This window comes from Marinomonas sp. ef1 (assembly GCF_002806845.1).
Classification (GTDB): Bacteria; Pseudomonadota; Gammaproteobacteria; order Pseudomonadales; family Marinomonadaceae; genus Marinomonas; species Marinomonas polaris.
Map to the genome: position 1 here is coordinate 63,123 of NZ_NHTT01000004.1, position 19,159 is coordinate 82,281.

Genomic DNA, 19,159 nt, shown 5'->3' on the forward strand with positions numbered 1-19,159 from the left:
TTGTTTTCCACAAATATTGAATATTGAGATGAAATGCGTAGGACAAGTAAACTTACATACATTTACTTTTCAATAATAAGAACACATATCATTATCATTTACAAACAGAAATGGCACGTTGCAACTTGCGCAACGTGTTTTACAAAAGAAAATATAAAGTGAGTAGAATCAGGGTAAACGCCATTTGAGGAGGTAATAGATTAATAAATAATGATTTTAGGGGGACAGAACCCGGTTGAGATCTTTAGCTATCCCTTCTGCAGCAAGAATGCCTCGGTTTAAAGACCATAACTCGGGTGAGACTTTGATAAGTTGATTTTTCTTCTCTGCGGTAAGTAACTGAAACAATGGGTTAGTACGCCAATCATCCAGGACCGTGTGATTACCATATGAGCCGATCAACAACCAATCAGGATTCACCTTGAGTAATAATTCTAGGCTATTGGCTAAATATGGCATGTTGCCATCATCAGGAATTGGACTGGCTAATCCCAGAGCATTTAACACCCCGCCAGCGTATGAGTCTGGCCCATGCAACCACATGCCCCGAGCACTAACAATCGCAAACTGTACACTTCCGACCGACGTCATTTTTTCAAATACCTTTCGATAGCTAGCCATGATGGCTTTATGTTCGCTAAGCCTTGCCTGCATTTCTGCGTTTTTATTAACAATAATTCCAATCTTTTCAGCAGACGCAAGACTGTCTAAATAGCTTTCACCACGGCTTTTTAGCAGCAAAGTTGGGGCAATGCGGGATAGATTATCGTAGGCCGCCGCGTGCCGCTGAAAATCCGCGATAATTAAGTCTGGCTGTAGTTCGGCAATTCTCTCCATACTTGGTTGTGATCGCATTCCTAGAGAGGTCCAAGGTTTCAGTTTCGCCTTAACTTCTGGGAGTAAATTATTAGGGTCATTATCATCCGCAATGCCAATTGGAGAGAGACCAACCGCAACAAGCGCATCCACAAAAGACAACTCTAAAACAACAATGCGCTTAGGCTCGCTGGGAAGCGTAAAAGTACCATTTTCATCTTGAATGCTTGGATAGGCCCAAGAAGATAATGACAATAAAAGAGAAATTACATAAATAGATACATGGCGAAACAGCATAAGACGGCTCTTTTTTTGATATCGCATCATATTTCAAAAGAGAATCGCTATCAATTTCATTTTTAACAACGAAATAATCCATTTGGCATTCAGAAAGCTTTCATTGCTCCACTTACAACTTTTATTAAAAACCTTCGCACTAACGCTAACAGCCTAATGTTTGAATAACTTCAAACATTGAGTTGATAGCTTCTCATTTTTCAAACTGTAGCCATTGCCTACTATCGATTGGTATTAAAAGTGCAGCGTTTCGAAGCGCACTTACTAACCATTCTCCGCAGTCTAGTCTGGAGTGTTTTATGACAGCGATACTATCTCAACCTTCTCTACTTAAAAGCCGCTCGTACATTGGTGGCGAATGGGTAGAAGCCAAGTCTGGCAAGACCTTCGCAATTACAAACCCGGCGAATGGCGAACACATTATCGATGTTGCGGATTTAGGCGCAGAAGAGACAACGCTTGCCGTTGAAGCTGCCGAAAAAGCGCAAAAAGAATGGCAAGGTCGCACAGCGAAAGAGCGCGCGACACTATTGCGTCGTTGGAACCAACTCATTCTGGACAACCAAGACGACTTAGCGACCTTGATGACCTTGGAGCAAGGTAAACCGTTTGCTGAAGCGAAAGGCGAAGTGGCTTATGGCGCGTCTTTTATTGATTGGTTTGCAGATGAAGCACGTCGTTTGAATGGTGATGTTATTCCTACTTTCGCCAAAGACAAGCGCGTATTAACTATTAAACAGCCTATTGGTGTGGTGGCGGCAATTACGCCATGGAATTTTCCAATAGCCATGATCACTCGTAAAGCAGGTCCTGCGCTTGCAGCAGGTTGTGCGATTGTCATCAAGCCTTCTGACGAAACCCCTTTGTGTGCTTTGGCTCTGGCTGAACTTGCGCATCAAGCAGGCATTCCAGCAGGCGTATTGAGCGTTGTTGTCGGTAAAGATGCAAAAGCTATTGGCGGCGTATTAACAGGCCATCCAACCGTGCGTAAATTATCTTTCACCGGTTCTACACCAGTCGGCAAGTTGTTGCTTTCTCAATGCGCGCAAACGGTTAAACGTACTTCGATGGAGCTGGGCGGCAACGCACCTTTCATCGTGTTTGACGATGCCGACCTAGATGCCGCAGTAGAAGGCGCGATTGCATCTAAATACCGTAATGCAGGCCAAACCTGTGTTTGCGCGAACCGAATTTTAGTGCAAGAAGGCGTGTACGATATTTTCGCAGAGAAGCTGGCTAAACGTGTTGCCACCTTCAAAACTGGTGATGGTTTTGCTGAAGGCGTCAACATTGGTCCGCTAATCAATCCAGCGGCGATCAGCAAAGTTGAACAACTTGTTGGCGACGCTATAGCAAAAGGCGCGAAAGCGCTAATTGGTGGCTCAAAAGCCACGGCTGCTGGCGCCCAGTTCTTCGAACCAACCATTTTGACTGGCGTTACCGAAGATATGGACATTTTCTCTAACGAGATCTTTGGCCCAGTTGCTCCGCTGTTCAAATTTAAAACCGAAGATGAAGCCGTTGCCATGGCAAACAATACCCCATTTGGCTTGGCATCTTACTTCTATTCCCAAAATATTGCGCGTATCTGGCGTGTATCTGAAGCCTTGGAATACGGCATGGTTGGCATCAACGAAGGCATTATTTCCAGTGAAGTAGCGCCATTCGGTGGTGTGAAAGAATCTGGTAGCGGCCGTGAAGGTTCTCAGTACGGCATCGACGAATACGTTGAAATCAAATACTTGTGCATGGGCGGCTTGGCGTAAGGTTCTACCTTACTCAACCTCTCTTATCTAAATTAACAAGCGGTGCTGGCGCCGCTTCATGTACATAGAGCTTGCTCTAAAGGTGAAAGACAAAATGAAAAACGCTGATCTACAAAAACGCAAAGAAAGTGCCATCGCTCGTGGCCAAGCTAACATGGCACCAGTGTATGTTGACCGTGCTCTAAATGCAGAAATCTGGGACGTGGAAGGCAAACGATATATCGACTTTGGTGCAGGTATCGCCGTTGTTAACACGGGCCATAACCATCCAAAAGTAAAAGCTGCGACATTGGCGCAAATAGAGCGTTTCTGTCACACCTGTGTGATGGTCAGCCCATACGAATCTGCTGTGGCGTTGGCTGAGAAGCTAAACGCGGCGGCGCCAGGCAATACACCGAAAAAATCTATCTTCGTCACAACGGGCGCGGAAGCGGTAGAAAACTGTGTGAAGATTGCTCGCGCTCACACGGGTCGTCCTGGCATCATTGCGTTTAACGGCGGTTACCATGGTCGTACTAACATGACCATGGGTCTAACAGGCAAAGTGAACCCTTACAAAATCGGTTTTGGCCCTTTCCCAAGCGATATTTTCCATATCCCTTACCCAAATGATTACCTAGGTATAACAGAAGAACAAGCTCTAGCGGATCTACAGTTACGTTTTACTTGCGACATCGAGCCATCTCGTGTTGCCGCTATCATCATTGAACCAGTACAAGGCGAGGGTGGTTTCTACCAAGCATCAGCAAGCTTCCTACAAAAGCTTCGTAAGCTATGTGACGATCACGGAATGCTGTTAGTCCTTGATGAAATTCAGTCTGGCTTTGCTCGAACTGGTACTATGTTTTGCCATGAACAAGCAGGCATCGAAGCCGATCTTATGACCACAGCTAAAGGCATCGCAGGCGGTATCCCTTTAGCCGCTGTTGTCGGTAAAGCAGACATCATGGATGCGCCAATTCCTGGCGGTTTAGGCGGCACTTACGGTGGCTCTCCTATTGGTTGTGCTACTGGCCTAGCCGTTTTTGATGTTATCGAAGAAGAGAAACTATGCGAACGTGCGACGCTAATCGGCAAACGTTTTGTTGAGCATCTAAAAGCGCTTCAAGCTGACTTTCCAAACATTATCGGTGACGTACGTAACTCAGGCGCGATGATCGCAGTGGAATTCGTACATGACGGCGATGTGAATAAGCCTTATCCAGAGCTTGCGAAAAAACTGTCTGCAAAAGCGTCTGAAAATGGTTTAGTGCTTTTGTCTTGTGGTATTCGCGGCAACGTTATTCGTTTCTTACCCGCTTTGACCATCGAAATGGAGATCATTGACGAAGGCATGGAAATCTTCAAACGCTGCTTTAAAGAGCTTGTATAAGCTGCTTTATTTGAGTCGCTGTATTTGAACAGCTTTCTTTTTGATAAGTAACACTTCCGCTTGCAAGAATGATTCTTGCTCCAAGCCACTGTGGTAACACGGTGGCTTTTTTTATGCGGATTTTTTTATTTGCAGCGCTGAATGCTGAAGTTGAAAACAACAGTATTCATTAGATAATTTGAGAAATTACTGAAAATCTTTGGATCCTGTCTCTTCGCGTTCCGTGTAGGGTGGAAGCCCCATATCACGGCGCAGATAAGCCGGTAGATGTCGAGTCATAGCCATTTGTTTTCTCGTGATACGTCTGGCTTTTTGTGCTTGATACTTACTCTTTAGCAACTCATAGCTTGCTACTATTTTCTGATTCAACCACAACAATAACGTCCACATACTCACACCTCCTGCTGATAAGAGCTTTATTGTGTCGCTAAAAAGAGGTAAAAACGAATGCTATATTCTTACAAATAAGATTAGAAAATCTTATGGCTTTTATTTTGGATACTAGCTTATGAGCAATCGCGTTACTCACCTCAAAGCAGCACATTATTTTTCGGTGGCAAGCCAAACATTGAGCTACACTAAAGCCGCAAAGCAACTGCATGTATCACAAGCGGCTGTGAGCCAGCAAATTCGTTTATTAGAAGATTATCTTGGTGTAGTGCTATTCTACCGCTCTGGTCGCGACATGCGCCTCACCAGCCAAGGACAAGTTCTAGCAGAACATCTAGATCAAGCGTTTGAACATATAGGAAAAGGCTTAGAAAGCGTTAAACTCGAACCGCTTGAAGGAACATTGCTCGTTTCAGGACTACAAAGCTTTGTGTCCTTATGGTTGATGCCAAAGTTATGGCGCTTTTCCCACTTACACCAAAATATCAACGTCAAACTGTTCTCTTCTGATGAGCGCGAAGACATCCACTCGGGCAAAATCGATATTAGTATTGATAACCTTATTAATCATCAAGATAATATTTCTCAGAGCCTGCTTTTATCTTCCGATATCATTCCAATTTGCGCACCAGAATTAGCGAAAAGCATCTCATTTGAACATCCGACAGATTTACTCAAATGCTGGCTTATACAAGTCGATACTCCTATTTATCGTTGGGAAGCATGGTTTGCAGAGCAACAGATCTCGCCACTGCGCAGTAAAAAATTACTCTGGGCAGAAGTGAACTCTTGGTACATGGGAATAAGCGCGGTAAAAGCGGGTCACGGTGTATTCTTATGCCCAAGGTTTATGGTGCAAGAAGAGCTAGAGCAAGGAGTACTAGTACAAGCTTTCCCTCATTTGCTAAGTCATAAGATTAACTTTTACGTCAACTACGCGAAAAACTCGCCGAGAAGAGCTCGAATTGAAGCCTTTGTCGATTGGTTAAGAGAAGAAAGTAACGGACAGAATGATGCTCCCATAAAAAAAGGTCCTCACCAGTCACTGCCTTGGCCTTAAAAAAGAGGCGACCACGTTCAGATGGAATCGCCTCTGTATGGCAACGTTAGCCCAACAAGGAAGGCAGCCACAATGAAATGGCTGGGATATAAGAAACAAGTAAAAGTACAAAAAGGTTACAAAGTAAGAAAGGCCAAATCGCTTTTACAATGGTTGTCATTGGCAGTTCACTGATTCCTGCAGCTACAAACAAACAAACACCAACTGGTGGCGTTGTTAAGCCGATAATCAGATTAAGCACTGCCATCACGCCAAAGTGAATCGGATCCATACCAATACCTTCTGCCACTTTTAACAAAGTCGGAAAAAGGATAATCAGAGCCGCGATGGTTTCCATAAAACCACCCACAATCAATAACACGATATTGATGATTAGAATCACTACTAATGGATTTTCACTAATGCTAAATATCGCGCCCGCTAACATCTGTGGAATTTGTTCGCTGGTAAGAATCCAACCAAATAAATTTGCCATGCCCACCAGCAACAACAAACTGGTTGAGCTTAAAACCGTGTCCACTAATAGTTTCGGAAGGTTCTTCCAAGTCAGGCCTTTATAAACAAACATACCGACAATAAATGCGTATAGGCTTGCCATAATAGAGGCTTCCGTTGGTGTAAATAGTCCACCAATAATCCCGTACAGGATAATGAAGGTCATCAATAGCGCCCAAAAAGCACCTTTCCCAACGATGTAAATTTCTTTTAACGTGGCACGTTTTTCACGAGGATATTGGCGTTTCACAGCAATAATATAAGCCGTTATCATCATTGCTAGCCCTAGCATAATGCCAGGGACGACACCTGCTAAAAACATTTTGCCAACGGAAATACCGCTTAATGAACCCACAATAATCATAGGAACACTAGGTGGGATGATCGGTCCAATCGTCGATGATGCGGCCGTTACCGCCGCCGCAAAGGGTTTGTCGTAACCACTTCGAGCCATACCTGGAATCATCACAGCGCCAATGCTCGCCGTATCCGCCACAGCAGTACCAGAAATACCGCCAAAGATCATTGAGCCGCCAACATTCGCCAGTCCAAGGCCGCCACGAATGTGACCTAACAAGGCATTACTGAACCGAATAATATAATCGGTAATATTACCGACGTTCATTAAATTGCCAGCCAGAATAAAGCCGGGGATACAGAGCAAAACAAAGGAATCCATACCTGCGTACAAACGCTGAGGCACTATGGTTAAAGGAATCCCTGCCATAGTTAAATAAGTAAGCGATGCGATACCTAGGCAAAACACGATTGGTACGCCCACAAAAAGCAGTAAAAAGAATACGAGAAACAGTAAAATGACTTCCATTATGACGCTACTCCTTGGTCATCACGTTCAAGCAGAACAAGCAGTGCACTCATAAAGCTATAAAATGCCGTTAACGCGAAGAAAAAAGTCACCGATAGGAATGCCCAGTACATAGGAACTTCTAAAGCAGGAGAGGTCTGCCAACGTCCTATTTGAGCGTATTTGATGGCATAAGGCAGAATATAAATAGCAAAGCTCCCCGCCAATACATGGCAGAAAATTTGATATACCTTATTCCAGAATCGATTTAAAGCACCTTGATACAGTTCTAGACGCACATGGCGATTATGTCGAATCACTAATCCAGAACCCATCACTATAAGATAAACAAATAAATAGCGAGACAGCTCTTCTGTCCAAATAGGGGAGCTAGGCAACAAGAAACGCGAGATTACTTGCAGCATAACCACCGCAGTAATCGCCAATAATGCAGATACAGCTAATACAGAAAATACCCAATCAATGATGTGTAGCAACCACTGAATACTTGCTTCCAGCTTGCCCACAAAATCTCTTGGGTTATTGGTTTGAGATGAGATACTCATCGTATTTCTCTCCAAAAGGGCCTATTTTCGCTATAAAAGCGAAAATAGGCGGTCTTAAACGGATTTAGATTTTGTTATAAAGCGCAAGTTGTTCAGGAGTTAGAGCATCTTGTACTGCTTTTTGAGCTGCCGCTTTGAACGCTTCAAGATCTGGCTGCACAAACTCCATCCCACGAGCTTCTAGAGTAGAACGCAATTGTGCTTCATCTGCAGCAAACATGCTGTGTTCATAGCTTTGCATTTGCTTACCAGCGTCCAGAACGATGTCTCGCAAATCGGCAGGCATACTGTTTAGCTTGTCTTGGCCAATCACCACATAAATCCAGCTACGAACGTGACCTGTTAAGTTCACATATTTCTGAACTTCGTAGAAACTCGCACTATTGATCAAACTTAGTGGGTTCTCTTGCCCATCAATCGTATTCTGCTGCAAGGCAGTAAATACTTCGCTAAATGCCATAGGGATTGGTTTAGCCCCTAGTGCTTGCCAGGTTTTTACAAACAGAGGCACGTTAGGCACTCGCAACTTCAAACCATCCAAATCACTCGGAGATTGAATTTTACGGTTGGAGGTTAAATGACGAGGACCACGCTCGAACCACGCAATAGGTTTAAGTCCTGTACGCTCAGAAATCTGCTCACTAATTTCTTTACCAACTTCGCCATCAACGGCTTTTGTCAGCTGTTCAGAGCTGGTAAAAGCATAAGGAACTGCCATCAATGCCGCTTTTGGTGCCCAGTTTTGTAGCGATTCACCCGTTATGGTCATATCCGCTGTACCAAGCTGAATGCTATTAATAACATCCATTTCTTTGCCTAACTGCTCATTAGGATAAAGCTTAACGTCAATACGGCCATTCGATTTTGTTTCTGCGACTTCTTTAAATTTCAAAGCAGCTTTGTGCCAAATATTGTCTTCGTTGGCTGGATAGCCAAATTTCAACGTAACATCAGCAGCTTGAGCTAGCCCAGCCAACAAGATAGATGACATGACGGCGACTTTTAACATTGGTTTAATCATGGTGAACTCCGTTTTTATTATTAGATTGATGCTATTGGGTTATCTTTTTCTCATTATCTGCCTGAAAATACCTGCTGCATAAAGCAGACAGGCATTAATAATGAGTGTTGTTAAGATAATGTTTAAAGGGATTTCTAAATCGATTTAGGGAACTCTATTCCTGCGGCTTCGGCTGATTGCTTGAGACGGTCTAATGTTTCATCATTTAACCGGATGCCTTGAGTTTTTGACTGTTTAACACAAGAAAGTCCAAATTGTCCTGGCACTCGAACAGGTTTACCTTCTTCTCTTGGGCGAGAAGCTAGACATAGCTCAGTCAATTTATCCATTTGCTCTTTAAAGGCTTCTAAGCCAGCAAAAGCTTCTGGATCAATCAATTGAATATAAACATTACCACCCCATCGAGAAACATCATCTGCTCGGCCATGACCAGACAGTCCTTGAGTGAGCATTTCGACCATAATGCTAAAGCAGTAACCTCTATGGCCATAATCAGTGCCACCAATAGGAAGGATTGCGCCACCATCATTAATGACTGTGGCATCCGTAGTTTCATTTCCATTCTTATCTTGCAGCATTGGGTAAGGCATAGGTAAGCCAGTATTTAAATGCTCTCTGACTTTAGAAAAAGTACAAATAGAAGTCACAGTATCAATGATCACAGGATCGCCACTTGTTGGGTAACCAATTGCCCAAGGGTTAGGAGTCAAAACAGGATCAATACCTCCAAACGGAGCGACAAGTTTACCTGCTGGATCAGACGTTGAAACAATACAAATTAAGTTCTTATCAGTGGCTAATTTAACGTAAGTTGATAGGCAGCCAATATGATGTGCTCGATTAATTGATGCTGTGACGACGCCATGTTCTTTTACTCGTGAAAACGCCTCATCCATTGCCTTGTTCATCATCCAGATTCCTGGAAGATACTGTGCATTCCATACAAATGTTGACCCTGTATCGTTAACGACCACAACATCATCAGCCTCTTGCATCTTTCCTGCTTGTAACTCCGGAATATAGTATGGAATTAAAGATAATCCGTGAGTGGTAAAACCTAGCTCATCGCTTTGAATTAATAACTCTGCAGTGATACTTGCCCTATCATCAGGCATTCCATATTGACTTAATAATTTGGTTCCTAATGATTTTAATTCGTTACGATTGAAATAAGTAAATTTCATTTTTTACTCCATTAAAGTAGAAGGTAGCATCAGAGAGATATCTGGAAATATGGTTAATATGATTAAAAATAAGATGAAAGTTAAAATAAATGGTATTGATGACTTGAAAAAATCTTCTGTTTTACAGTTCAGTAGACTGCAAACTGTAAACATACAAATTCCAACTGGTGGAGTATTTGCCCCAATCAGAATAGTTGTCGTCATCAATATTCCGATATGTACAGGGTCATAACCGATTGATGTTAAAACAGGTAAAATTATCGGCGTTAATAAAAGAATACATACTGATCCATCTAAAATCATTCCGAAAATCAACACGAGTAGTAAACAAAGAATGAGAATTAAATATTGATTGCTTGTAACACTGGAGATAAAATCGCCTGCCGCTACGGGTAGCTGCTCTAATATTATGGCATACCCTAGAGCTCCAGCAGCCATTATCAAAAACATCACCATACCTAAGTCTACAGCAGAGTTTTTTAACGCTTTTTTAAGACCATTAAAAGATAGCTCTTTGTAAATCCATCGTCCTACTATCAATGCATAAACAACAACAAAAGCACCCGCTTCACTAGGTGTGAAAAGGCCAAGCCGAATAACAAATAGCAAAAAAACAGGAAATAGCAATGCCCAGATATTGATTCTTGCACTATGAGACACTTCTTTAAATTTAGGTAATCCAGGTAATTCTGGCTGTATTTTATAATGCTTTGCTATCCACCAACTTAATAACATCTGCATAACAGTCAGCAATAAACCAGGCACGATACCGGCTAGAAAAAGCTTGCCGATTGATACGTTTCCTACAAATCCAAATAATATCAAGCTAATGCTGGGAGGAAATAAACCTGTTATCAAAGAGCTATAGGCAATCACATTGGCAGAATAGGGAACAGGGTAGCCTTTACGCTCCATCTCAGGGCCAATCAATCGACTTTGCATGGACGCATCAGCAACAGCAGATCCAGAAACACCACCAAGGATTGCGCTCATAAAGATAGATATCTGCGCTAAACCACCAGCCATCCAACCAACAACATACTTAGTGAAATGAAACAGGCGAGCAGCAATACCTGTTTCATTCATAATATTCCCAACGAGAATAAATAAAGGCACAGCAAGCAAGGCAAAGTTTTGTGTTGGCGATGCTATTTTTTGATAAAAAATGGTAAATGGTAATTCACCAATAAAATGAAAATATATTGCCGATGATATTAAAATTGAAAATGATACAGGCATTCCTATAAAAATTAAGGTAAAGAACACTATGATTAATGTTAGCATTCTATACCTCTACCTTTTCTTTATTTAATTTGTAGTATCCTAATTTTTTTATGCAGGTTTCCATATGAGCGATAATTGTAATAGACATCAGGAGCATTGAGAGAGGAATAACCGGCATAATATATCGATATGGAATACCTGTCGCATTGAACATTCTAAATTTATAAACATGAATTAACTCCACACCTTTGGTGATAGAGAAAATGGTAAACGCCAACATAAGTATAAGAACAAATAATTGAAATATGTTTTGTTTCTTTTCATTTAATTTTTCAACAAAGTATGTAATACCTATATGTTTATGTTTCTTTAGCGTTAAATCAACACACAAAAAACACACAATCATAAAAAGTATTTTAGCAATCTCAACAGACCAAATTATAGGGTAACCCATGCTTCGTGATACCGCAGCGGAAAATACGAGTATAACGATTAATGACAAAATAATTTGAGACAAAATCACTTCTAAATTATATATAGAGCGACTGATTTTATTAAACATAAAAAGTCCTTAAAGCAAAATTTAAAAATGGGCTACCTTATTTTCGGTATGTTATTTTAAGCTTGCTTCTACTTTTTTATATTCATTAGATAAGCCTATCGATTCGAATGACCCTTTACTATTTTCTTGAAACTTTTCAATATCAACTTGATTAAACTTCATACCATGCTTTATGGATTCATCAATATATTGTTGTTCATTTTTAAGAATAGTCGTGGTTACAAAATCACCTGAATCGGAAGCTTTTTCTTTTAATAATGTTTGATAGCCTTCTGGTAGAGATTTGAGCCACTGCTCTCCCACTACAAGATAAGTCATTAGAAAAGCATGATTTGTCGGTTGAATATAATTTGCTACTTCATAGAGCTTTGAATCATAAAACGCAGCTGGGTGGACTTCTACACCATCAATAACCTGTTGCTGTAAAGCCGTATATGCTTCATTCCAAGGCATTGGTGTTGCTGTACCACCTAAAATCTCGACTGTTTTCACACCGATAGTTGAACCGGCAGCTCTAATGCGCATGCCTTTTACGTCAGCAGGTGTCGATACAGGCTTTTTGGTAATCAGCATTCTTGTTCCTTGGAACCAGTTTGCAGATAAAATAACTAAACCACCTTTTTTTTGTAGTTCAGCTTCTAATTCCTTGAAGGCATCTGATTTATAGTACTTCTGCGCCTGTTCTAAGGAGTCAAAAACATATGGGCTAGCTAGAACACCAAAATCATTCACATAGTTTTGCAAACGTGATGGATCAGCCATCATACTCACATTGGAACCAGCTCGTGCTTGTTCAATTAGATCACCTGTTCCGCCAAGTGAACCACTTGGGAAAACGTTGACTTTAATATCACCATTAGTTGCAGCCTCTACTTCCTTTTTAAAATGAAAGAGGCCTTTTGTCAGAGGGTTATTTGGAGCAAGTACCGTGCTCATACTTAACTTGTACGACTCAGCATTAACCGACAAGCTGACAAATGATACCGATGCAATTAATAATATTTTTTTGATGTTCATAGTCGTCTCCATTATTTTTTATTTTTGTATTTTATTAAGACAATTGGCCTTGATAAGAACTTATCTTATAAAGTGGTTTATCGTATCAATGGCGAATTCACTCACTCATATCAACAAGCACTTTACGAGTAAGTTCAGGGTGGTTTTCCATTAGCTGAATGCCATCGCCAATGTCGTTTAAAGCAATCCGATGGCTAATTAATGCCAAAGGATCCAAACGACCTGATGCGATCATTTCAAGCACTTGAGGAAAACGGCGATTGTTAAGGCGTGAACCCACAATCGTCAGCTCTTTCTTAATGACTTCAATTTGCGCTAAATCACTTGGTGTTGTACTAAAACCCAACAAACCAATACGGCCAGCAGGGCAGGCGATACGTAAAATTTCAGGCAAAAGCGCCGGAATACAAGCAGCATCGGCAATCAAAGGTACACCTTCGCCATTTGTCCATTCTTGGATACAGTCTTCGACTTTATTGACTCTGCTGTTAATCACATCTGTTGCGCCAAGAGATTTAGCCGTTTCTAAACGTTCATCAACAATATCGGTAACAATGATACGTTCGATACCCATGGCTTTTGCCACTTGCACTATGGTCAAACCGATCACGCCAGCACCGTAAACCAGCAAGGTATCGCCTGGAATTGGCTCCATTCGAGACAACACATTAGTGGCAATAGAATAAGGCTCAACCAATGCAGCTTGCTCAAGTGTGACATTGTCAGGAAGGACTAAAACATTGCTGGCAGGCGCACTGGTGAACTCACCAAAACCACCGTTACGATGCACACCAAAAACCTGTAATTTCGCACAAACGTTAAATCGACCAGCACGGCAGGCATAACACTCACTACAACTAATAACAGGATCAACACACACTTTATCGCCAACCTTGACATGCGTGACGCCTTCGCCAACTGCGGCGACAACACCTGAAAATTCATGGCCGGTAATTCTAGGAAACTGAACAAAAGGATTTTGTCCATGAATAATGTGCAAATCAGATCCGCAAATTCCCGCAAAGGCGGTTTTAATCAAGACTTCTCCGGCCTCAGCGACAGGCTGTTGGGTATCGATTAAGGCATAGTCATTTACATTAGCTACTTGAAACGCTTTCATAATTTTCTACCAATTCCACAAGGTGCCATCTTCTAAACGATTAACCGGAAGATAAGCAGGTTTATAGGGATATTTCGCGGCAAGCTCTTCATCTATATCAACACCATGGCCAGGAACATCACCGGGTGTAAAAAAACCATCTTTGAACTCATAGCCATGAGGAAAGACTAAATCGGTTTCCTTGGTATGCGGCATATGTTCTTGAATGCCAAAGTTAGGCACCCAAGTATCAAAATGCAGTGCAGCGCCCATACAAATAGGAGAAAGGTCCGTCGCGCCGTGGAAGCCTGTTTTGACATGATAGACAGAGGCAAAATCAGCGATACGACGTACATTGGTGATGCCGCCTGCATGGGTGATTGTTGCCCGGATGTAATCTATTAGCTGATTTTGAATCAACTCTTGGCAATCAGACAAACTATTGAATACTTCGCCAATCGCTAGAGGTGTCGTCGTATGCTTACGAATTAATTCATAGGAAGACTGATTCTCTACTGCCGTACAATCTTCTAACCAGAATAAGTGGAACTTCTCGACTTCTTTGCCTAAACGCGCTGCTTGGATTGGCGTGAGACGATGATGTACATCATGCAGAATATGTAAGTCTTCACCAAACTCTTTGCGAACAGCGGCAAAAAGTTCAGGTACATGATTAAGGTATTTTTCCGTAGACCAAACATGTTCTGCAGGTAAAGCAGAGTCTGCAGGTTCATAAGGTTTTCCGGCTTCTTTGGAAACACCGTAGGTGGTTGGTATGCCTGGTATGCCACATTGAACTCGAACGGCTTTATAGCCTAATTCAACATGTTTACGGACTTCAGCAAGACAAGACTCAATATCCAGTCCAGTTGCATGGCCATAAACCATCACTTTTTCACGGCTTTTACCGCCAAGCAATTGATACAAAGGCATACCAGCTAATTTTGCCTTGATATCCCACAAAGCGACATCAACAGCGGCAATCGCCGTCATACCAACAGGTCCTCTGCGCCAATAAGCACCGCGGTACAAATACTGCCAAATGTCTTCTATTCGCTGAGGGTCTTTACCAATAAGGGTAGGAATGACATGGTCTTCAAGGTAGGAGACAACAGACTTTTCACGGCCATTTAGTGTCGCATCACCAATACCGTAAAAACCTTCGTCTGTTTCTATTTTAAGCGTGACTAAATTACGCCCAGGGCAAGTCACTATTACTTTCGCTGATCGAATTTTCATAAACTACGATACCTAATTATTTTTTTTGGTATGCCAAATATCTATGTATTCGACAAAAGTAGCTGAAAAAACATCTACGGACAAGTAAAAATCGTCATTTTGGCATACCAATATTCAAATTATCGCGTTACCTTTGATTAAAATATCGACTTTTCATAGTCTTTACGTGAAAATGGCATACCAAATTATCAGCAATATAACGACTAAGAATATTCCTATGGCAGAACGACTCTACAGAGAAATTGGCGAGAGCATTAAACAAGAAATAGCAAAATCACCGCTTAAAATTGGTGATAAGTTGCCGACTGAACGCGTTTATGCCGAACTCTTTGGAGTTAGCAGAACATTGGTTAGGGAAGCTTTTATCATGCTGGAAATCGAAGAGCTGATAGAGGTTAGAAAAGGCTCTGGCAGTTATTTGAAAAATAACCTCTCTTTGAAGACAAGCCATAAGGTGTCCGATGTTGGACCGTTTGAGCTATTACAAGCACGACAAGAGATAGAAAGCTCTATAGCGGCTTGTGCTGCTCCAGTCATCACCAAGCAAGATTTGCAAAAGCTGCAAGACATACTCGACATCGAAAGCGCTGAATTAGAGACGGTAGAAAAAGCCAACGATGCAGACCGAGACTTTCACCTGTCTATTGCACAAGCGACTCAAAACACAGTGTTGCTTGATACCGCGACACGCTTATGGGATATGCGAGATGGTAACCCGATGTGGAAAAAGCTCCATGCACGAATACAAGACACGTCTTACCATGATCAGTGGTTAGAAGATCATAAGAAGGTATTGGTTCAGCTTCGTAAGCGTAATGCAGAAGGCGCTCGCCAAGCCATGTGGCAGCATTTAGAAAATGTAAAACAAACCTTATTTAAACTCTCAGACACAGACGCACCAGATTTCGATGGTTATCTTTTTGCCCAACCGCACAGCTAGCACGAACACATCAATAAGGTGCAGAAATTAGCTCTTCTACCGTCTGATGTAACACTTTCAGGAATAATTCGCGGGGTTTATTAGGTTGGGTGGTTTTCTTGCAAATCACGGCAACACCTAAGGTGTAAGAACGGTTTTCTGGCGCTACGGCAACGATTTGTCCGGACTCAACATATGACTCAGCATAGCGTTCAGGCAAGAAGCCTATGTATCGACCTGATAGGATCAAGGCTAAGCGGCTGTCATAGAAATACGAGATCGCCGTGAGGTTCATCTGGGAAATCTGTTCGCTGACCGCTTCATGTGGTTTCAAACCCGCGTGAGTGGCAGGGTATTTGTCCACTTTTTCATCTTGGTCTTCAACGGACATAGTGGCTAATGGATGATCCTTCCCGCAATACAGGTAACAATCGTCGCTGTATAAATGTACGTAACTTAAACCGTCCAATTTGCGATGATAGGGAATAAAACCTATATCGGCTTCATCATTCAAAATCATGCGCTCAATGTTAGACATAGAAGACACGTTAGTCGTGATCAAGACTTCTGGGGCTTCAGTCGAAAATCGCTGGATCATTTCAGGGAAATGGCTACGAGGATCAAGGCTCACTTTATCGGAAAGGGCAAGACGCAGTTTGCCGGTTAAGCTGGCATTTAGGTTGTTTACAGTGGTTCGAAATGCATCTAATGATTCGAGTAGATTCTCGGTCATTTTATAGATGATAACGCCTTCTTCCGTGAGAGAAAATCCACCTCGTCCACGTTTACACAAGACAAGGTTCAGGCGCGCTTCTAGATTGGAGATATGCAGACTGATGGTAGATCGACCAATATTCAGAGAGGTTTCCGCAGCAGAAAAACCTCCGCAATCGACTACGGTTTTAAAGACTTTTAGCTGTTTGATCTCATAATCACCGACTTGCCCCAGTGAGTAATTTTTAACACTCATCGCCTCTCCCCATGTGTACTGACATACATTTTATTATTCTAGGCCTGTGCAAACCAAACAATAGTTAGTTCGATGTGCGGTATAGCTATGATACGACGAGCACAGGCCGCAGATAATAAATGATCGTCGCAATTTAGTTCGTTGATTCTCTAACTTTACATTGATTTATGCGACTTTCATCCCCCTTTCTGCTTCTTTAAGGTAAGAGAGGTCGGTTACCGCAGCAAAATGTCTTCATGATGACGTTTTATGCATTCAGGATGATTCGTATCCGCTTGATTAAACCCTGAAATAAAGCGTCGAATTCTGGCCTTTCATTTCATTCTTCCAGCACATTATTTTGGCCTGTTTGTCTTGCTTGATAAACAGGCCTTTTTTGTCATTTTGATTGCTTCCCTTCTTTTCAGAAAGGGTCTAAAGGAGGTTGATATGTCCATTGCGTTATCTGTTCGTCAAAAGCTAATTGCTATTGTTGTTTTGGTTTGTATTGGGTACGCGGGGTTTGGCGCTTATTCCATTTATAACTTGTCGCAAATGTCGAATGCGTCCGACGATGCCACCGAGCTGAGCAGGCTAACCAGTGAAGTCAAAGACGTTGAAATTGCTTTACTAAAATTTGAACGAGAAATGGCAACGCTTTCACCTGATAATGTTGATGCTATCAGCCAAACATTAGTAAGAATAAAAAACGAGACCGCCGCTGGATTTAGCATCAGAGCAGATTTACTCGATGCCGAAGGCAAGACGTTATTAGAGAATAGCCAAGCCTTACAGCCTAATTATTTATCGGCACTTGAAAGTCACCTGCAAAATTTAACCACCCTCGGGTTAAGCGGCGAAACTGGCGCGCTGGGGCGTTTAAACCAATCCGCACAAGCCTTAGCTGAACAACTCAAATCATTAGCAAGCTTTGCCTCTAGCTTTAAAGAAGTGAGAGCGAGAGAAAAAGACTTTCTTGCTTACAGCGATGCAGAACATCAAGCCGATTTACAGGCTGCTATTCAGGCACTGAGAAATAATGTCGATAACATCGGGTTTGGCGATGTATTTGGCCCAATGATCCAAACCTATGAGGACGCATTGGTGCCCGTTATTACCCTGTCTATTACCTTAAAAGAACAGCAAAGCGAACTCGCATCATTAAGTAATCAATATACCCACGCCATGGATGAGAGTGCTAATTACCTGCAAAACACCTTACTAGCTCAGGCGCAAATACGCTCATCAGAAACCGCCAAGCAAGCGCGCAGCTCTTTGGTCATTGCTTGTGTCTTACTTGCACTTGTGATCGGTCTTATTTTGTCGACGGTGATTCGCTCTTTAAATCGCAATCTAAAAGCCGTTTTAGCGATATTAAAAGAAGTAGCGCAAGGCAAACTGCGTTCACGTCAGCAAACGCTCAAATCAAGCAACCCAGATGAGTTCCAGCAGCTTTTTATTGCCTCAAACCAAATGTCTGACAGTTTACGCTTGTTAATCAGTCATTTAATAAACAGCAACGAAAAGCTGGTGCTCACAGCCGATGAGTTGGACAGTGGTATTCAAATCATTGTCAGCGGCAGCGAGCGTATTCGTGATCGAAGTAACACTCTGGCCGCCTCTACAGAAGAAATATCCGCCACCGCAGATACGGTGCAATCCATGACACAAAACGTTCAAAGCGCAGCAAAACTGGCTTATGAATCCGCAACCAGTGGCGTGAGTGCGATGCGTGATGCCATGACTAGCATCAGCGACGTGGCGGAAACTATTCAAGACACCAATGAACGAGTCGCTCGTCTTGGTACGCTGTCTAAAGAGATTGACGTGGTTATCGAGCTCATCGTCGGTGTGGCAGAGCAAACGAGCTTATTAGCACTTAATGCAGCAATAGAAGCGGCTCGCGCTGGGGAAGCAGGGCGAGGTTTTGCCGTGGTGGCCGATGAGGTCAAAACACTGTCTGAGCAAACAGTCAAAGCTTCGGGCAGCATCACCGAAAAAGTCGAAAACATTCAGAAGGAAACTCAAGCTGTCATTGATGCCATGACGTTGAGCCTAAGTAAAGTTGGCCGCAGTAAAGAGCAAGGCGAAAACGCTGTCTTGACGATTCATCAAGTCGAGCAAAATACCCTAGAGGCAATGAACAATACGCAAGAAATTACCCAAGCCATTAAAGAGGTCGCATTGACGACAGCACAAATGGCACAAGACATGGACATCATTGCCCATGACATTAAAGACAACCACAGTGCCACTCAATCTATTCAGATGGCAAATAAAAATGTTCACCACCAAACCAAAGAATTAGCCGACCAAATCCAAGGTTTTGACGTGGCTTAACAGTCAAAATCCTTGAAAAGGGCTTCCACTAAAAATCA

Annotated in this window: 17 protein-coding genes; 5 read left to right on the forward strand and 12 right to left on the reverse strand. The window is 42.3% G+C overall.

Features of this window, described 5'->3' with window-relative positions; all coding sequences use genetic code 11:
* Positions 1-216: 216 nt before the first annotated feature.
* A complete protein-coding gene (locus CCS02_RS06870) occupies positions 217-1,113 on the reverse strand; it encodes a Fe(3+) dicitrate ABC transporter substrate-binding protein (protein ID WP_198432077.1) in 897 nt (298 codons plus the stop codon).
* Positions 1,114-1,412: 299 nt separating this feature from the next.
* On the opposite strand from CCS02_RS06870, the gene CCS02_RS06875 reads away from it, so the two are divergent.
* Complete coding sequence (locus CCS02_RS06875) at positions 1,413-2,879, forward strand: NAD-dependent succinate-semialdehyde dehydrogenase (RefSeq protein ID WP_100636197.1); 1,467 nt, start codon at positions 1,413-1,415, stop codon at positions 2,877-2,879.
* A gap of 94 nt (positions 2,880-2,973) precedes the next feature.
* The gene (gabT, locus tag CCS02_RS06880) at positions 2,974-4,251 is read left to right on the forward strand and encodes a 4-aminobutyrate--2-oxoglutarate transaminase (RefSeq protein WP_100636292.1); all 1,278 of its coding nucleotides are present in this window, start codon (positions 2,974-2,976) and stop codon (positions 4,249-4,251) included.
* A 186-nt stretch (positions 4,252-4,437) separates the two neighbouring features.
* On the opposite strand, the gene CCS02_RS06885 is transcribed toward gabT, so the two are convergent.
* Entirely contained in the window at positions 4,438-4,641 is a 204-nt protein-coding gene (locus CCS02_RS06885) for a hypothetical protein (RefSeq protein WP_100636198.1), read from the reverse strand.
* Positions 4,642-4,759: 118 nt separating this feature from the next.
* On the opposite strand from CCS02_RS06885, the gene CCS02_RS06890 reads away from it, so the two are divergent.
* Positions 4,760-5,701 (forward strand): LysR substrate-binding domain-containing protein, encoded by a 942-nt coding sequence (locus CCS02_RS06890; RefSeq protein WP_100636199.1) that lies wholly within the window; start codon positions 4,760-4,762, stop codon positions 5,699-5,701.
* Positions 5,702-5,747: 46 nt separating this feature from the next.
* Here CCS02_RS06890 and CCS02_RS06895 read toward each other — a convergent pair whose 3' ends face one another.
* The 9 genes from CCS02_RS06895 to manD all read right to left on the reverse strand — a co-directional run bounded on the left by CCS02_RS06895 (position 5,748) and on the right by manD (position 14,913).
* The gene (locus tag CCS02_RS06895) at positions 5,748-7,022 is read right to left on the reverse strand and encodes a TRAP transporter large permease (RefSeq protein WP_100636200.1); all 1,275 of its coding nucleotides are present in this window, start codon (positions 7,020-7,022) and stop codon (positions 5,748-5,750) included.
* Entirely contained in the window at positions 7,022-7,567 is a 546-nt protein-coding gene (locus CCS02_RS06900) for a TRAP transporter small permease (RefSeq protein WP_100636201.1), read from the reverse strand. The genes CCS02_RS06895 and CCS02_RS06900 overlap by 1 nt, the downstream gene beginning before the upstream one ends.
* Positions 7,568-7,631: 64 nt before the next feature.
* On the reverse strand, positions 7,632-8,588 hold the full coding sequence (locus CCS02_RS06905) for a TRAP transporter substrate-binding protein (protein WP_100636202.1): 957 nt from the start codon (positions 8,586-8,588) through the stop codon (positions 7,632-7,634).
* Between the two features lie 134 nt (positions 8,589-8,722).
* Positions 8,723-9,772, reverse strand: a complete 1,050-nt coding sequence (locus CCS02_RS06910; RefSeq protein WP_100636203.1) for an Ldh family oxidoreductase — start codon at positions 9,770-9,772, stop codon at positions 8,723-8,725.
* A gap of 3 nt (positions 9,773-9,775) precedes the next feature.
* Complete coding sequence (locus CCS02_RS06915) at positions 9,776-11,056, reverse strand: TRAP transporter large permease (RefSeq protein ID WP_100636204.1); 1,281 nt, start codon at positions 11,054-11,056, stop codon at positions 9,776-9,778.
* 1 nt (position 11,057) lies between these two features.
* Positions 11,058-11,558, reverse strand: a complete 501-nt coding sequence (locus CCS02_RS06920) for a TRAP transporter small permease (protein ID WP_100636205.1) — start codon at positions 11,556-11,558, stop codon at positions 11,058-11,060.
* Between the two features lie 51 nt (positions 11,559-11,609).
* Positions 11,610-12,575 carry a C4-dicarboxylate TRAP transporter substrate-binding protein gene (locus CCS02_RS06925; RefSeq protein WP_157807978.1) on the reverse strand — a complete coding sequence of 322 codons (966 nt, stop codon included), beginning with the start codon at positions 12,573-12,575 and terminating at the stop codon, positions 11,610-11,612.
* Between the two features lie 97 nt (positions 12,576-12,672).
* The gene (locus CCS02_RS06930) at positions 12,673-13,695 is read right to left on the reverse strand and encodes a Zn-dependent oxidoreductase (RefSeq protein WP_100636207.1); all 1,023 of its coding nucleotides are present in this window, start codon (positions 13,693-13,695) and stop codon (positions 12,673-12,675) included.
* A gap of 6 nt (positions 13,696-13,701) precedes the next feature.
* Positions 13,702-14,913 carry a D-mannonate dehydratase ManD gene (manD, locus tag CCS02_RS06935; protein ID WP_100636208.1) on the reverse strand — a complete coding sequence of 404 codons (1,212 nt, stop codon included), beginning with the start codon at positions 14,911-14,913 and terminating at the stop codon, positions 13,702-13,704.
* A 217-nt stretch (positions 14,914-15,130) separates the two neighbouring features.
* Between manD and CCS02_RS06940 the strand changes: the two genes are divergently transcribed.
* Entirely contained in the window at positions 15,131-15,853 is a 723-nt protein-coding gene (locus CCS02_RS06940) for an FCD domain-containing protein (protein WP_198515340.1), read from the forward strand.
* A 10-nt stretch (positions 15,854-15,863) separates the two neighbouring features.
* Here the strand turns inward: CCS02_RS06940 and CCS02_RS06945 are convergent, their stop codons facing one another.
* Positions 15,864-16,802 (reverse strand): LysR family transcriptional regulator, encoded by a 939-nt coding sequence (locus tag CCS02_RS06945; protein WP_072839283.1) that lies wholly within the window; start codon positions 16,800-16,802, stop codon positions 15,864-15,866.
* A gap of 429 nt (positions 16,803-17,231) precedes the next feature.
* On the opposite strand from CCS02_RS06945, the gene CCS02_RS06950 reads away from it, so the two are divergent.
* Positions 17,232-19,121, forward strand: a complete 1,890-nt coding sequence (locus CCS02_RS06950; RefSeq protein ID WP_100636210.1) for a HAMP domain-containing methyl-accepting chemotaxis protein — start codon at positions 17,232-17,234, stop codon at positions 19,119-19,121.
* The last annotated feature ends 38 nt before the right edge of the window (positions 19,122-19,159 follow it).

Bases quoted from the DNA above. Each gene is read 5' to 3' on its own strand.
- CCS02_RS06930 (WP_100636207.1), bottom strand. From the start codon at position 13,695: ATGAAAGCGTTTCAAGTAGCTAATGTAAATGACTATGCCTTAATCGAT.
- CCS02_RS06915 (WP_100636204.1), bottom strand. From the start codon at position 11,056: ATGCTAACATTAATCATAGTGTTCTTTACCTTAATTTTTATAGGAATG.
- CCS02_RS06950 (WP_100636210.1), top strand. From the start codon at position 17,232: ATGTCCATTGCGTTATCTGTTCGTCAAAAGCTAATTGCTATTGTTGTT.
- CCS02_RS06925 (WP_157807978.1), bottom strand. From the start codon at position 12,575: ATGAACATCAAAAAAATATTATTAATTGCATCGGTATCATTTGTCAGC.
- CCS02_RS06940 (WP_198515340.1), top strand. From the start codon at position 15,131: ATGGCAGAACGACTCTACAGAGAAATTGGCGAGAGCATTAAACAAGAA.
- gabT (WP_100636292.1), top strand. From the start codon at position 2,974: ATGAAAAACGCTGATCTACAAAAACGCAAAGAAAGTGCCATCGCTCGT.
- CCS02_RS06875 (WP_100636197.1), top strand. From the start codon at position 1,413: ATGACAGCGATACTATCTCAACCTTCTCTACTTAAAAGCCGCTCGTAC.
- CCS02_RS06945 (WP_072839283.1), bottom strand. From the start codon at position 16,802: ATGAGTGTTAAAAATTACTCACTGGGGCAAGTCGGTGATTATGAGATC.
- CCS02_RS06910 (WP_100636203.1), bottom strand. From the start codon at position 9,772: ATGAAATTTACTTATTTCAATCGTAACGAATTAAAATCATTAGGAACC.
- CCS02_RS06885 (WP_100636198.1), bottom strand. From the start codon at position 4,641: ATGTGGACGTTATTGTTGTGGTTGAATCAGAAAATAGTAGCAAGCTAT.
- CCS02_RS06920 (WP_100636205.1), bottom strand. From the start codon at position 11,558: ATGTTTAATAAAATCAGTCGCTCTATATATAATTTAGAAGTGATTTTG.
- CCS02_RS06895 (WP_100636200.1), bottom strand. From the start codon at position 7,022: ATGGAAGTCATTTTACTGTTTCTCGTATTCTTTTTACTGCTTTTTGTG.
- CCS02_RS06870 (WP_198432077.1), bottom strand. From the start codon at position 1,113: ATGCTGTTTCGCCATGTATCTATTTATGTAATTTCTCTTTTATTGTCA.
- CCS02_RS06900 (WP_100636201.1), bottom strand. From the start codon at position 7,567: ATGAGTATCTCATCTCAAACCAATAACCCAAGAGATTTTGTGGGCAAG.
- CCS02_RS06905 (WP_100636202.1), bottom strand. From the start codon at position 8,588: ATGATTAAACCAATGTTAAAAGTCGCCGTCATGTCATCTATCTTGTTG.
- manD (WP_100636208.1), bottom strand. From the start codon at position 14,913: ATGAAAATTCGATCAGCGAAAGTAATAGTGACTTGCCCTGGGCGTAAT.
- CCS02_RS06890 (WP_100636199.1), top strand. From the start codon at position 4,760: ATGAGCAATCGCGTTACTCACCTCAAAGCAGCACATTATTTTTCGGTG.